General features: G+C 37.3%; 16 protein-coding genes. 14 read left to right on the top strand and 2 right to left on the bottom strand.

What is annotated here, in order from left to right; all coding sequences use genetic code 11:
* Positions 1-8 precede the first annotated feature (8 nt).
* The 10 genes from moeA to RBB48_RS12755 all read left to right on the top strand — a co-directional run bounded on the left by moeA (position 9) and on the right by RBB48_RS12755 (position 7,690).
* A complete protein-coding gene (moeA, locus tag RBB48_RS12800) occupies positions 9-1,316 on the top strand; it encodes a molybdopterin molybdotransferase MoeA (protein WP_088064164.1) in 1,308 nt (435 codons plus the stop codon).
* Positions 1,297-1,761 (top strand): molybdopterin synthase catalytic subunit MoaE, encoded by a 465-nt coding sequence (gene moaE, locus RBB48_RS12795; protein ID WP_088608890.1) that lies wholly within the window; start codon positions 1,297-1,299, stop codon positions 1,759-1,761. Before moeA ends, moaE begins: the two co-directional genes overlap by 20 nt.
* A gap of 4 nt (positions 1,762-1,765) precedes the next feature.
* Positions 1,766-2,002, top strand: coding sequence for a molybdopterin converting factor subunit 1 (gene moaD / locus RBB48_RS12790; protein ID WP_087982170.1), 237 nt, complete (start codon positions 1,766-1,768; stop codon positions 2,000-2,002).
* A 60-nt stretch (positions 2,003-2,062) separates the two neighbouring features.
* Positions 2,063-3,112: a P-loop NTPase gene (locus tag RBB48_RS12785; RefSeq protein ID WP_087982172.1), complete on the top strand. Its 1,050-nt coding sequence runs from the start codon at positions 2,063-2,065 to the stop codon at positions 3,110-3,112.
* 15 nt (positions 3,113-3,127) lie between these two features.
* Entirely contained in the window at positions 3,128-3,352 is a 225-nt protein-coding gene (locus RBB48_RS12780) for a group-specific protein (RefSeq protein WP_097889897.1), read from the top strand.
* A 42-nt stretch (positions 3,353-3,394) separates the two neighbouring features.
* Positions 3,395-3,793 (top strand): hypothetical protein, encoded by a 399-nt coding sequence (locus tag RBB48_RS12775; protein WP_075311544.1) that lies wholly within the window; start codon positions 3,395-3,397, stop codon positions 3,791-3,793.
* A 158-nt stretch (positions 3,794-3,951) separates the two neighbouring features.
* On the top strand, positions 3,952-4,200 hold the full coding sequence (locus tag RBB48_RS12770) for a DUF1294 domain-containing protein (protein WP_000871331.1): 249 nt from the start codon (positions 3,952-3,954) through the stop codon (positions 4,198-4,200).
* A 91-nt stretch (positions 4,201-4,291) separates the two neighbouring features.
* Positions 4,292-5,233, top strand: a complete 942-nt coding sequence (gene rarD, locus RBB48_RS12765; protein ID WP_000535553.1) for an EamA family transporter RarD — start codon at positions 4,292-4,294, stop codon at positions 5,231-5,233.
* A 78-nt stretch (positions 5,234-5,311) separates the two neighbouring features.
* A complete protein-coding gene (locus RBB48_RS12760; RefSeq protein WP_000447816.1) occupies positions 5,312-5,737 on the top strand; it encodes a divergent PAP2 family protein in 426 nt (141 codons plus the stop codon).
* 99 nt (positions 5,738-5,836) lie between these two features.
* The gene (locus RBB48_RS12755; RefSeq protein WP_097889896.1) at positions 5,837-7,690 is read left to right on the top strand and encodes a terpene cyclase/mutase family protein; all 1,854 of its coding nucleotides are present in this window, start codon (positions 5,837-5,839) and stop codon (positions 7,688-7,690) included.
* 73 nt (positions 7,691-7,763) lie between these two features.
* On the opposite strand, the gene RBB48_RS12750 is transcribed toward RBB48_RS12755, so the two are convergent.
* Positions 7,764-7,913 carry a YfhD family protein gene (locus RBB48_RS12750; RefSeq protein ID WP_060487356.1) on the bottom strand — a complete coding sequence of 50 codons (150 nt, stop codon included), beginning with the start codon at positions 7,911-7,913 and terminating at the stop codon, positions 7,764-7,766.
* 133 nt (positions 7,914-8,046) lie between these two features.
* Here RBB48_RS12750 and fabG point away from each other — a divergent pair, with 133 nt between their 5' ends.
* Complete coding sequence (gene fabG / locus RBB48_RS12745; protein WP_000395032.1) at positions 8,047-8,787, top strand: 3-oxoacyl-ACP reductase FabG; 741 nt, start codon at positions 8,047-8,049, stop codon at positions 8,785-8,787.
* A 51-nt stretch (positions 8,788-8,838) separates the two neighbouring features.
* Here fabG and dhaS read toward each other — a convergent pair whose 3' ends face one another.
* Entirely contained in the window at positions 8,839-10,323 is a 1,485-nt protein-coding gene (dhaS, locus tag RBB48_RS12740; protein WP_046954598.1) for an aldehyde dehydrogenase DhaS, read from the bottom strand.
* A 272-nt stretch (positions 10,324-10,595) separates the two neighbouring features.
* On the opposite strand from dhaS, the gene RBB48_RS12735 reads away from it, so the two are divergent.
* The 3 genes from RBB48_RS12735 to RBB48_RS12725 all read left to right on the top strand — a co-directional run bounded on the left by RBB48_RS12735 (position 10,596) and on the right by RBB48_RS12725 (position 13,369).
* Complete coding sequence (locus tag RBB48_RS12735; protein ID WP_000800722.1) at positions 10,596-10,874, top strand: YhdT family protein; 279 nt, start codon at positions 10,596-10,598, stop codon at positions 10,872-10,874.
* Between the two features lie 3 nt (positions 10,875-10,877).
* Positions 10,878-12,317, top strand: a complete 1,440-nt coding sequence (gene panF / locus RBB48_RS12730) for a sodium/pantothenate symporter (RefSeq protein ID WP_001104842.1) — start codon at positions 10,878-10,880, stop codon at positions 12,315-12,317.
* Between the two features lie 119 nt (positions 12,318-12,436).
* Entirely contained in the window at positions 12,437-13,369 is a 933-nt protein-coding gene (locus tag RBB48_RS12725) for a nucleoside hydrolase (RefSeq protein WP_097889895.1), read from the top strand.
* Positions 13,370-13,403 lie beyond the last annotated feature (34 nt).

Here is a 13,403-nt window from a genome sequence, read left to right as displayed (position 1 = left end):
TGTCAATAATGGAAAGAAGAGTGCCAATTACGGTTGAAGAAGCTGTTCGTAAAGTAATGGGATTTGCTAATGAGGGATTAAAGGAGTTACTACCTATTGAATTAGCTTACGGACGTATATTAGCGGAGGATTTAATAGCTGACCATGACGTACCTTCATTCAATCGTTCACCGTATGACGGATTTGCTATTAGAGCAGAAGATACGAATGTAGCAAGTTATGAAACACCAATTGTGTTTGAAGTAATTGGTGAAATTGGTGCGGGATCAATATTTCACGAGAAAGTAGGGCCGTTTCAAGCGGTTCGAATTATGACGGGAGCGCAAATTCCGAATGGGTGTGATGCGGTTGTTATGTTAGAGCTGACTCGTCAATATGAGGAAGCTGGCAACAATTATATGGAAGTGAAGCGATCATTCAAAACGGGTGACAATATTTCTTTTCAAGGTGAAGATGCTCGTAAAGGAACGGTTCTTGCAAAAAAAGGATCATACATTCATCCAGGTATTTCAGCTCTTCTTGCTACGTTTGGATATAGTGAGGTACCAGTGGCAAGAAAGCCTGTAATTGGATTGTTAGCGACTGGTAGTGAATTACTGGATGTAAATGATTCATTACAGCCAGGGAAAATCCGAAATAGTAATACGTATATGATATTGTCTCAAATTCGAAGAGCGGGCGGAAGAGTAAAATATTTTGGGAAGTTTAGCGATGAGTTTCATACATGCTTCACAGCTGTAAAAGAAGCGTTAAGCCAAGTGGATATGCTCATTACAACAGGTGGTGTATCAGTAGGGGATTACGATTATTTACCAGCTATTTACGAAAAGTTAGGTGCATCGGTTCTTTTCAATAAAGTTGCAATGCGGCCAGGTAGTGTTACGACTGTAGCACAATTAAATGGCAAGTTATTATTTGGTTTATCAGGAAATCCATCTGCTTGTTACGTAGGATTTGAATTATTTGTAAGACCTTGTATTCGGACGTATATGTTTAGTGAAAAAGCACATGTAAAAAGAGAAAAAGCGTTATTAGGAGAAGATTTTCTAAAACCAAATCCATTTACCAGATTTGTGCGAGCAAAACTGACATATAACGAAGGGCAATTAATCGCTTATCCGTCAGGGTTTGATAAATCTAGCTCGGTTTCTTCTCTAGCAGAGACAAATATATTTATTGTACTTCCAGGTGGTACGAGAGGTTATAAAAAAGATATGTTCGTAGATGTTCTTTTGCTGGAAGATAACGAAGGTAGTGAATGGCCTTGGGCATTTTATAAAGTGAGAGGTGTTTCTAATGGGACAAGCGCTATTTGAGATTGTAGATATACCGATTGTAGTTGAAGAAGTAACGAATAAAGTCGCAAGAAGAGAAGCAGGTGCAATTACAACATTTATTGGTACGGTGAGAGAATTAACAAAAGGAAAACGAACGTTACATTTAGAGTATGAAGCATATAAACCGATGGCAGTAAAACAACTTACAAAAATTGGTGAAGAAATTAACGGAAAATGGCCGGACGCAAAAGTAGCAATTAAGCACCGTGTAGGGCGGCTAGAAATCATGGATATTGCGGTCGTTATTGCAGTTTCATCACCGCATCGTAAAGTAGCGTATGAAGCGAATGAATACGCGATTGAACGTATAAAACAAATCGTCCCAATTTGGAAAAAAGAATTTTGGGAAGATGGGACGATGTGGATTGGAGATCAACTTGAAAATACGGCATATCCAGAAGGAAAACCGAAGAAGGAAGAATGAGAAGATGATTACAATTTTATTGTTCGCAAATTTGCGTGAGGAAATCGGATCGGATCAATTAATAATTTCAGAAAAACAAGAAATGACAGTGCAGCAATTAAAAGAATGGCTCAAAGCAAGCTATTGCTTACAATCGCTTGATAGAGTGATGGTGGCTGTTAATGAAGAATTTGTAACGGATGAAGAGATGATAAAAGCTGGAGATATAGTCGCATTAATCCCGCCCGTTAGTGGGGGATAATAAGCTTTTTCGCCAAGAAGATGTTGTATATAAATTCGAATACGAGAAGGGATGAGTTCTATGATTACTCAAGAACAAATAATGAACGCATTAAAACATGTAGAGGATCCGGAGTTACACAAAAGTATTGTAGAATTAAATATGGTTAGAAATATACAAATGAATGGAACAGAGGTTAAACTTGAAGTAGTGCTAACGATTCAAGGTTGTCCATTAAAGGCAAAAATTCAACAAGATGTGGAAGAGTCTCTTCAGGCAATTGGTGCATCTAAAGTAGATTTGACATTTGGTTCTATGACACAAGAAGAACGAGCTGCGCTAACAGAGAAGTTAAAGAAAAATAGTAGAACAGAAACTGGAATGCCGAGCATGCTTCGCCTTGATTCAGGGGTACGATTTATTACTGTAACGAGCGGTAAAGGTGGAGTTGGAAAATCAACAGTGACAATTAACCTTGCAACTGCTTTAGCTCGTATGGGAAAAAAAGTGGGGATATTAGATGCAGATATATATGGTTTTAGCATTCCGGCTATGATGGAAACGAATCAAAAACCGACGATGATTGATCAAACGGCAATTCCGGTTGTAAGTCACGGTGTTAAAATTATGTCGATGGGATTTTTTGCAGAAGGAAATAACCCGGTTATGTGGCGCGGACCGATGTTAAATAAATGGATTCAAAATTTCCTTGCGAATACGCACTGGGGAGAATTAGATTATTTACTTCTTGATTTACCACCTGGCACAGGAGATGTAGCTATTGATGTTGCAGCAATGATCCCGCAGGCGCAAGAAATTATCGTTACAACACCACACAACGTAGCTTCATTCGTAGCATCTAGAGTAGGTGTTATGGCAAAACATACGAAACACGAGATTTTAGGAATTGTAGAAAATATGGCTTATTATGAAGAACAAGATGGATCGAAAAATTATCTCTTCGGAAAAGGAGGCGGCGAAATGCTTGCAGAACAATTGCAAACAGAAGTGATTGCACAAATACCTTTTGCAAGACGAGAAGAAAATAACGGTTCATCTGTATATGATGAAGAGTCTCTTGTAGGAGAAGTGTTTACATCGTTAGCGGAGGATATTATTTATAGAGGATAGAGGGGGAAGTTTAGTATGGCGTGTAATATCGATCATTCTATGGAAGATGTAATGAGTAAACTTGAAAGTCAAAAGAGTTTTTTACCGGAAGTGATTTTTAAAGAGTTAAAGGTATTTTCGCGAGGGAATCATTCACAGGAAATATTAAATGATATCTTTCATCTTTTAAAAAAGTATGATTTGGTTAGTGAAGAAGAACGAGAGATGAGAAATACTCAATTATTGCTGATTATAAAATAAATACGCTTTGGCTTTTGTTTTTTTGCAGAAGGGGTGAATGTAATGAATATGAAAAAGATGATTGAAACGATAGAAGCAACTAAAGTGACTAACGAAGAATTATCGATTTCTACTTTACATCAAAAGCTTGTGAAGTTGTATAGTCAAAAAGATAGTGCGGAGTATAAGGAGATATTAAAATATATTTTATCATTATCCGTGCAGCTGAACCTACATTTCGTATTGAAATATTTTGGTGTGCGCCCGGTTGTTGTTGCAGATGAACGTATGCAATTTCAAGAGATATTTAAATGTTTAGCTAAGAAAGATGATAATGGGGAATGGTTTCTAAATTTCGTTTCTTTATATGTAGGACTAATTGTAGTTCTTCATTTCGATGAAAAAGAGATTGAGAGAAGTTTTTTCGATGATATGGTAGTGGATGAAGGGAATGCAATATAAGATTCTGCTCATAATATCTTTCTATTTAATTGCTGTAACTGCGATTTTAGTTGGTTATTTAAATATAAAGGTAACTAATTAATAAAAAGTGTTCTTCAGTTGTTTCCATCGTTTTTTCATGTTACCATTAAGCGAATTTTTCATAGGGAGAGAAAGCGATGAAATGGATTTATTTTATTATTATTAACGTTATAGCTTTTAGCCTTATGGGGCTTGATAAACGAAAAGCGAAGAAGAAACAGTGGAGAACGCCAGAAAGTACGTTGTTTTTATCAGCGGTAGCTGGAGGCGCAGTTGGTGCTTGGATTGGTATGTATATGTTTCACCATAAAACACATAAAAAGAAATTTGTTTTCGGTATACCGTTACTTGTCGTTATAACAGTATGTTTACTTTTTGCTGTATGAGAAATGTCGAAAGAATTGCAGATTGATTATTGGTAAAGTGAGCATGCGGGACCGTATAATGGAGAAAAATGAGAAGAGGAGAAAAGGGAAGATGGGGAGTCAATCAGCACAGCAAAAAAAAGGAATTATATATGCGGCTGGTGCTTATACGATGTGGGGAATCCTACCAATCTATTGGAAATGGGTTGAGGAAGTTCCAGCAGATGAAATATTAGCACACCGCATCGTTTGGGCGTTCGTTTTTATGTTACTTGTGTTAGGTGTTACGAAGAGGTTTCGTCAGTTTATTGGGGAGTTCGTGAATCTTTTTAAACGACCTAAATTATTAATGTCATTAACAATAGCTTCAGTCTTGATTAGCGGAAACTGGTTTGTCTACATATGGGCCGTTAATCATAATCATGTCATTGAAGCAAGTCTTGGATATTATATTAATCCGCTTATTAGTATTTTACTTGGTACAGTCGTTTTAAAGGAAAAGTTAAACTTTTGGCAATATGTTGCAGTTGGTTTAGCTGGAATAGGGGTTATCATTTTAACAGTCCGTTTCGGATCTATTCCGTGGGTTTCTTTATCACTTGCCTTTTCATTTGGATTATACGGATTAACAAAAAAATTGTTAAACTATGATGCGACAATTGGTCTTACGATGGAAACGATGTTAGTGACGCCGTTTGCGATTATCTATCTCGTTATGACAGGAGCGCATGGATTCGGTTCATTTGGATCTATTTCCATGTCATCGACGTTACTATTAATAGGAGCGGGCATTGTTACAGCTTTACCACTTTTTTATTTTGCAAAAGGAGCACAACTTATTCCGCTTTATATGGTAGGATTTTTACAATATATTGCACCAACGATTAGTTTAATTTTAGGTGTATTCGTATTTGGTGAACATTTCACATCTACTCATATGATGGCATTTTTCTGTATATGGGTTGCATTATTTGTGTTTTCAATAGCGAAAACAAAGTTTTTAGTGCAGAAACAACCGAAATTTATAAAAAATAAATCAGCAAAAGTATCATAATGCGTAGTATTTTCTATGCATTTTTCTTTATACTGATACTATATAGATTTCCATTATAGTCAGTAGGGAGCTGAGAACGTGGAAACAATTTTACATAATGATCCGCTTATGGCCGCTGTAATTTCATGGTTTCTAGCACAATTAACGAAAGTAGTCTTTAAATTATTCAAAACGGGTGAATTTGATTTTGCAAAGTTTTTCGCTTCAGGTGGGATGCCGAGTTCTCATGCTTCAACTGTTACAGCACTTGCGACAGGTGTTGGCGTTGTAGAAGGTGTGGAAAGTACCTTATTTGCTATTGCTGCTATCTTTGCAATAATTGTTATGTATGATGCTTCAGGAGTAAGACTTGCAGTTAGTAAACAAGCGAAAATATTGAATGAGTTCTTTCACGGTAGACAAACAGAATATAAGAAGTTAAATGAACTTGTCGGGCATACACCGTATGAAGTAGTAGTCGGTGCTTTAGTAGGGATTATTGTCGGAGTGGGATATTGCTTATGAGCAGAACATTTTATATGTTCTGTTTTTCTTTGTTTTCATACATATTTAGCTACCTTTTTGAATATCGTTATACGGATTTCGAAAGGGTGGGTGAGTAACTTGTTATTATATGAAAAAGTGCATGAAGAAATAGCGAGAAGAACAACTGCACTTCAAACGATGCAACGGCAAGATGGTACGTGGCAGTTTTGCTTTGAAGGAGCACCATTAACAGATTGCCATATGATTTTTTTATTAAAATTATTAGGTAGAGATAAAGAGATAGAACCGTTTGTAAAAAGATTAGCATCACTTCAAACAAATGAAGGAACATGGAAATTGTATGAAGATGAAGTGGGTGGCAATTTATCTGCTACAATTCAATCTTATGCTGCCTTACTAGCTTCAAAAAAATATACAAAAGAAGATGCGAATATGAGGCGAGCCGAAATGTTTATTAAGGAACGTGGAGGCGTGGCGCGTGCTCATTTTATGACGAAGTTTTTATTAGCAATTCATGGAGAATATGAATACCCTTCGCTCTTTCATTTGCCAACACCGATTATGTTTCTGCAAAATGATTCACCCCTAAGTATATTTGAATTGAGTAGCTCAGCACGTATCCATTTAATTCCGATGATGGTGTGTTTAAATAAAAGATTTCGAGTAGGAAAAAAGTTACTGCCAAATTTAAATCATATCGCAGGCGGGGGCGGGAAATGGTTTCGGGAGGAGCGGTCTCCGTTGTTTCAAACGTTATTAAGTGATGTAAAACAAATCATATCGTATCCACTTTCTTTACACCATAAAGGATATGAGGAAGTCGAACGTTTTATGAAAGAGCGTATCGATGAAAATGGAACGTTATATAGTTACGCAACTGCCTCATTTTATATGATTTATGCTTTACTCGCGTTAGGACATTCTCTTCAATCATCAATGATTCAAAAAGCTATAGCAGGGATAACATCTTATATATGGAAGATGGAAAGAGGGAATCATTTGCAAAATTCTCCTTCAACTGTATGGGATACGGCTTTACTCAGCTATACGTTACAAGAGGCCCACGCTTCGAAAGATAATAAGATGATTCAACATGCAGCAGCGTATGTATTAAAAAAACAGCATACAAAAAAAGCTGATTGGAGCGTACATGCTCCGGCGCTGACTCCAGGCGGTTGGGGTTTTTCGGATGTGAATACGACAATTCCAGATGTCGATGATACAACAGCTGTGCTAAGAGCGTTGGCAAGAAGTAGAGGGAACGAAAATGTAGATAATGCTTGGAAGAAAGGGGTCAATTGGGTTAAAGGGTTACAAAATAATGATGGTGGCTGGGGAGCGTTTGAAAAAGGTGTGACGAGCAATTTATTAGCAAATTTACCAATCGAAAATGCAAGCGATATGATTACAGATCCTTCCACACCAGATATTACAGGAAGAGTGTTAGAGCTTTTCGGGACATACGCGCAAAATGAATTGCCTGAGAAACAAAAACAAAGTGCGATAAATTGGTTAATGAATGTGCAAGAGGAAAATGGATCATGGTATGGGAAATGGGGGATTTGTTATATATATGGTACGTGGGCTGTTATGACTGGTTTACGGTCACTCGGAATTCCATCTAGCAATCCATCAATGAAAAGAGCAGCTTTATGGCTGGACCATATACAGCATGAAGATGGTGGGTGGGGGGAATCGTGCCACAGTAGCGTGGAAAAAAGGTTCGTTACTTTACCATTTAGTACACCATCCCAAACAGCATGGGCGTTAGATGCTCTCATTTCTTACCATGATGAAGAAACACCAGCTATTCGAAAAGGTATTTCATATTTGCTTGCGAATCCTGATGATAATGAACACTATCCTACCGGAACAGGTTTACCAGGTGGGTTTTATATTCGTTATCATAGCTATGCATATATATATCCGCTACTTACTTTGGCACATTATATAAAAAAATATAGAAAATAAACCGAGAGGATATCTCTCGGTTTATTTTATTGGGTAGTAGGTCCCTGTTGAAAAGAATAAGGTTGTGCGTTCCTTATTTCTCTATTGACTGGCGTTTTTGACGTGCATCAGCGGCATTTGCACGTGCGTTTGCTTCTAAGTCATTGTGGTCAGCGAGTTCACGAGAGAACTCAACATCAATGCCATCAGCAGCTTTGTTTTGTTTGAAATTTTTTTTGTTCATTCGACACAATCTCCTTGTGTTTTATGCGACGTTGCAAAGTTAGTTTGACACAAATAGACTTTTTTATACAAAGAGGAATTGGGAAGCAAAGAGCCGAAATATACAGTATAAGTAATAGAAATGGGGGATAGGGATGGAGTTTTTAAATGGGAAAACAGCTGTAGTAACAGGAGCTGCACAGGGAATTGGAAAAGAGATTGCAAGGGTTTATGCAAAACTAGGGGCTAAAGTATTAATTAGCGATGTAAATGAAGAGAAGCTACAAAAAACGACACGTGAGTTATCAGATGAAGGATATGAAGTGAAGCAGTATCGTTGTGATGTGAGTAATCAAAATGATGCGAAGTCCTTAATTGAATACGCTGTCCAAACATTTGGTACACTGCACATTTTAGTAAATAATGCAGGAATTACGCGAGATGCTATGTTACATAAAATGGAGAAACCGGAATGGGAACAAGTACTGCAAGTAAATTTAACAGGTGTTTTTTATTGTATGCAGCCAGCGCTTCTTTACATGAGACAACAAGGGTATGGACGCATTATTAATATATCTTCAATTAGTAGAGAAGGAAACATAGGTCAAGCGAATTATGCGGCTACGAAGGCAGGCGTTGTAGGTTTAACGAAAACGGCAGCGAAAGAAGTTGGAAGTTTCGGCATTACGTGTAACGCGATTTGCCCAGGATTTATGGATACAGATATGACAAAAACGATACCAGATAAAGTGAAAGAAAAGATGGTTGGCGCGATTCCGGTTGGTAGAATTGGAACGCCAGAAGATATTGCGAACGCAGCGGCCTTTTTAGCATCAGAGTACGCATCCTATATTACAGGAGAAGTATTAAATGTGAGCGGGGGATTGCAAGTTTAAATGAATACATAATGAAAAGAACCTGACCGGATAGGCCAGGTTCTTTTTTCGTTAATTTAAGTTGAGCCAAACACTCTTCACTTCTGTATAGTTATTTAATGCGTAAGATCCCATTTCACGACCAAGACCAGATTGTTTAAATCCTCCGAATGGAGATGCTGCATCAAAGACGTTATAACAGTTTACCCATACTGTACCAGCACGTACTTTACTTGCAACATAATGTGCTGTTTTAACATTTTCTGTCCACACACCAGCCGCTAAGCCGAATTGTGATTTATTTGCACGTTCAATTACTTCATCAATATCGTTAAAAGGTATTGCAGAAATAACTGGACCGAAAATTTCTTCTTTTGCGATGGTCATTTCGTCATTTACGTCAGCGAATACTGTAGGAGAAACGAAGTAGCCTTGATCGAATGGATTGCCTCCTCCGCAAAGTACTTCAGCGCCTTCTTCAATCCCTTTTTCAATGTAGCCCATTACACGTTTTTGTTGTTCTTCGGAAACGAGAGGACCGATTGTTGTTTCAGGGTTAAGACCGACACCTTGATTTAGTTTTTTAGAATAGAGGACGAGATCAGCCATGACATTATCATACATTTTCTTCGGAACAAATAAGCGTGATCCAGCAGAGCATACTTGTCCTTGGTTAAACATAACACCAGAAAGTGCACCAGGAATCGCGCGAGATAAATCAGCATCTGGCAAGATGATATTTGGTGATTTACCGCCTAACTCAAGTGTAACGCGTTTTAATGATTCAGATGCTTGTCGCATAATTTGTTTACCGACTGGAGTAGAACCAGTAAATGCAATTTTATCAACGAGTGGATGATTAACGAGAGCTTGTCCAGCTGATTCACCGAATCCAGGAACGATATTAATAACACCTTTCGGGAATCCAGCTTCTTCAATTAATTCAGCTAAGTATAGAGCGGATAGTGGAGTTTGCTCTGCAGGTTTTAAAACGATTGTACATCCTGTAGCAAGCGCTGCTCCCATTTTCCACATTGCCATAAGAAGTGGGAAGTTCCAAGGAATAATTTGACCGACGACACCAACAGCCTCATGGCGTGTATAGTTAAAGTAATTACCAGAAACAGGAATTGTTTGACCAACGATTTTCGTAGCCCAGCCAGCATAATAGCGCATATGTTCAATTGCAAGTGGTATGTCTGCTGCCATTGTTTCACGGATTGGCTTTCCGTTATCTAATGTTTCGAGCTGTGCAAGCTCTTCTTTATGTTCTTCCATTAAATCAGCTAACTTGTACATAAGACGGCTTCGCTCAGCAGTGCTCATGCGAGACCAAGGACCTTCGTCGAAAGCCATACGAGCTGCAACGACAGCTTTATGAATATCTTCTCGACCAGCCTCAGAAACGACGGCAAGTGTTTCGCCGGTTGCTGGGTTAGGTGTTTTAAATGTTTTTCCGGAAGCGCTTTCAATGAAAGATCCATTCACATATAACTTTTTTGTACCTTGAAGAAACTTTTCTACCTTTTCATGAAGATTTACAGCTAGTTGACTCATTGTATAACCCCCTTGAAAATATAATGTAAACGCAGTACGAGACGGCGTTTATTCCGAAATCAAGGATGTGGGAACTAGATGGAAAGCCTCTAATTTTAATCATAATTAACGAATACTGAAAATTCAAATTTCATTTGTGTTACAATTGTAAAAAATATGTAATGTAAGAGAAGCTTCTATATGATTATAAAAAATCCTGCTTGTTTTTGCTTTCTAGTAGGAAAAACTAGAAGAACAATGGTACAATAATACATCGTGAGAGGAGGGAGAAAATGAAGAATTATCATGATGATCCACGCTTTCGAATTGCCCATAGAGAAGCGTTAATTGGTCTTGGACTTGCTATTATCAATTTTATAATATGGTACGGATTTGCTTATGGGCTTGGTAGTAAAAATCCAAGTGAATATACATATGTATTCGGTTTTCCAGCATGGTTTTTTTATAGCTGTATCGTTGGATTTATCGTTATGGTTATTTTACTTAGTTTAGTTGTTCGTTTTGTATTTCAAGATATTTCACTCGATGAGGAAGAAAAAAGTGAGGAATAATAGATGAATTGGTATGTAATCATTCCAATGATAATTTCGTTTATCGTTGTATTTTTAATTGGTGTATATGCTTCAAGACGCGTACAAGCGACTGCTAATAATAAATTTTTACAAGAATATTTTCTTGGTGGGCGTGAACTTGGCGGTTTATTATTAGCGATGACAATGATTGCTACGTACGGTAGTGCTAGTAGCTTTATTGGTGGTCCAGGTATTGCGTACAATATGGGCCTCGGATGGGTATTATTATCTGCGATTCAAGTTGTAACAGGGTATATCGTTTTAACGGTTATCGGTAAAAAGTTTGCAATTATCGCTAGGAAGATGGAAGCCATTACTCTTATCGATTATTTAAAGGGAAGATACAATAATAAAGCAGTTGTTATACTTTCTGCGTTATGTATTATTATCTTCTTATTTTCAGCAACAGTAGCTCAATGGGTCGGTGGTGGCCGATTAATTGAATCACTAACGGGTCTATCTTATACAACAGCACTATTTTTATTTACTTTTTCTGTACTTGTGTACGTATTAATTGGTGGATTTCGTGCAGTTGCTTTATCAGATACGTTATTAGGAATCATTATGTTAGTTGGAACGACAATCATTTTAATTGCTACTGTCATTGCTGGTGGTGGAATTGAAAAGATTATGCAGGAGCTTATTCAAATCAATCCAAATTTAATTACACCATTCGGAGCGGATGGTAGTTTAACGAAATCATATGTGACATCATTTTGGATTTTAATTGGAATTGGTGTTGTTGGGTTACCGCAAATTAGCGTGCGTGCCATGTCTTATAAAAATTCAAAAGCTATGCACCAAGCGTTAATAATTGGAACGGTTGTTGTAGGTACAATTATGATTGGTATGCATTTAACAGGTGTATTTGCGCGAGTCGTACTTCCGGGTATAACGGTACCGGATAAAGTCATGCCGCTACTCGCGATGGAAGTGTTGCCACCTTGGCTAGCTGGAGTTTTCTTAGCTGCGCCAATGGCAGCAATTATGTCTACAGTAAACTCGTTATTGTTACTTGTAAGTTCATCAATTATTAAAGACATATACGTAAATTACATAAATAAAGATGCAGCAGACAGTACGATTAGAAAAGGAAGTTTGTGGATTACTGGTATCGTAGGGCTGCTCGTTTATGCAGCAGCAATTAAACCACCAGATTTTTTAATATGGTTAAATTTATTTTCTTTCGGTGGGTTAGAAGCAGCATTCATTTGGCCAATCGTATTAGGGTTATATTGGAGAAAAGGAAATGCAACAGGAGCGCTTGCCTCTATTTTAGTTGGGGTAGGCTCATATATGTGTATTCATCTTTTCTATCCAAATCCGTTCGGTATACATACAGTTGTCTTCCCAATTTGTTTTGCGTTTATAGCTTATATCATTGGAAGTATGAGTGCTGTGAAGAAAAACAGTATAGGTTAGAGGAAGAACGTAGTCCTTATAGAGGACTACGTTTTTTTGTGTGAATTTATTCTTTTTTATTCTGTATATGTAAGGTTATTCATAAATTAATAACAATTGAGGGGATGGAGTTGAGGTCGATGAAAAAAGTATTATTTTTGGGAGACCCAGGAATTGATGACTCTTTAGCCATCATGTACGGAATTATGCATCCTGATATTGATATTGTTGGTGTTGTAACCGGATATGGAAATGTAACACAAGAAAAGGCGACAAGTAATGCAGCATATTTGCTACAAATGGCAGGACGGGAAGATATACCTGTTATTAATGGTGCGAAAATTCCTTTATCCGGAGATGTTACAACGTATTATCCAGAAATTCATGGGGCAGACGGTTTAGGGCCAATTAAACCTCCAAAAGCTTTTTCACCAAATATAAAACCTTTTTGTGCTTTTTTTGATATTCTTGAAAAATATAAAGGAGAATTAATCATTGTCGATGCAGGCAGGTCAACGACACTAGCGACAGCATTTATTTTAGAAAAGCCGATGATGAAGTATGTGAAAGAATATTATATAATGGGTGGTTCTTTCTTAATGCCTGGAAATGTTACACCAGTTGCAGAGGCGAATTTTCATGGTGATCCGATTGCGTCACAATTAGTTATGCAAAACGCCAAGAATGTGACATTAGTGCCACTTAACGTTACATCTGAAGCAATTATTACGCCAGAGATGGTGAATTACATTACGAAACATTCTAAAACGAATTTTAATAAATTAATTGAACCGATTTTTACGTATTATTATAAAGCTTATAGAAAGCTAAATCCGAAAATAAAAGGAAGTCCAGTGCATGACGTTGTCACAATGATGGTTGCGGCAAATCCGTCTATTTTGGACTATGTATACCGCCGTGTCGATGTAGATACAGTAGGGATTGCAAAAGGAGAAAGTATTGCTGATTTTCGTCCTCAACCTGATGCAAAATCCTTAAAGAATTGGGTGCGAATTGGTTGGTCATTACATTATAAAAAATTTCTCGAAGACTTCGTGAAAATTATGACGTAGACATAATAGGAGAATACAAGTTAAAATAATGGAG

It is taken from the genome of Bacillus sp. MMSF_3353, assembly GCF_030733445.1.
Taxonomy (GTDB): Bacteria; Bacillota; Bacilli; order Bacillales; family Bacillaceae_G; genus Bacillus_A; species Bacillus_A wiedmannii.
Note: the sequence above shows the minus strand (reverse complement) of the source record. Positions and strands in the feature narration are given on the sequence as shown.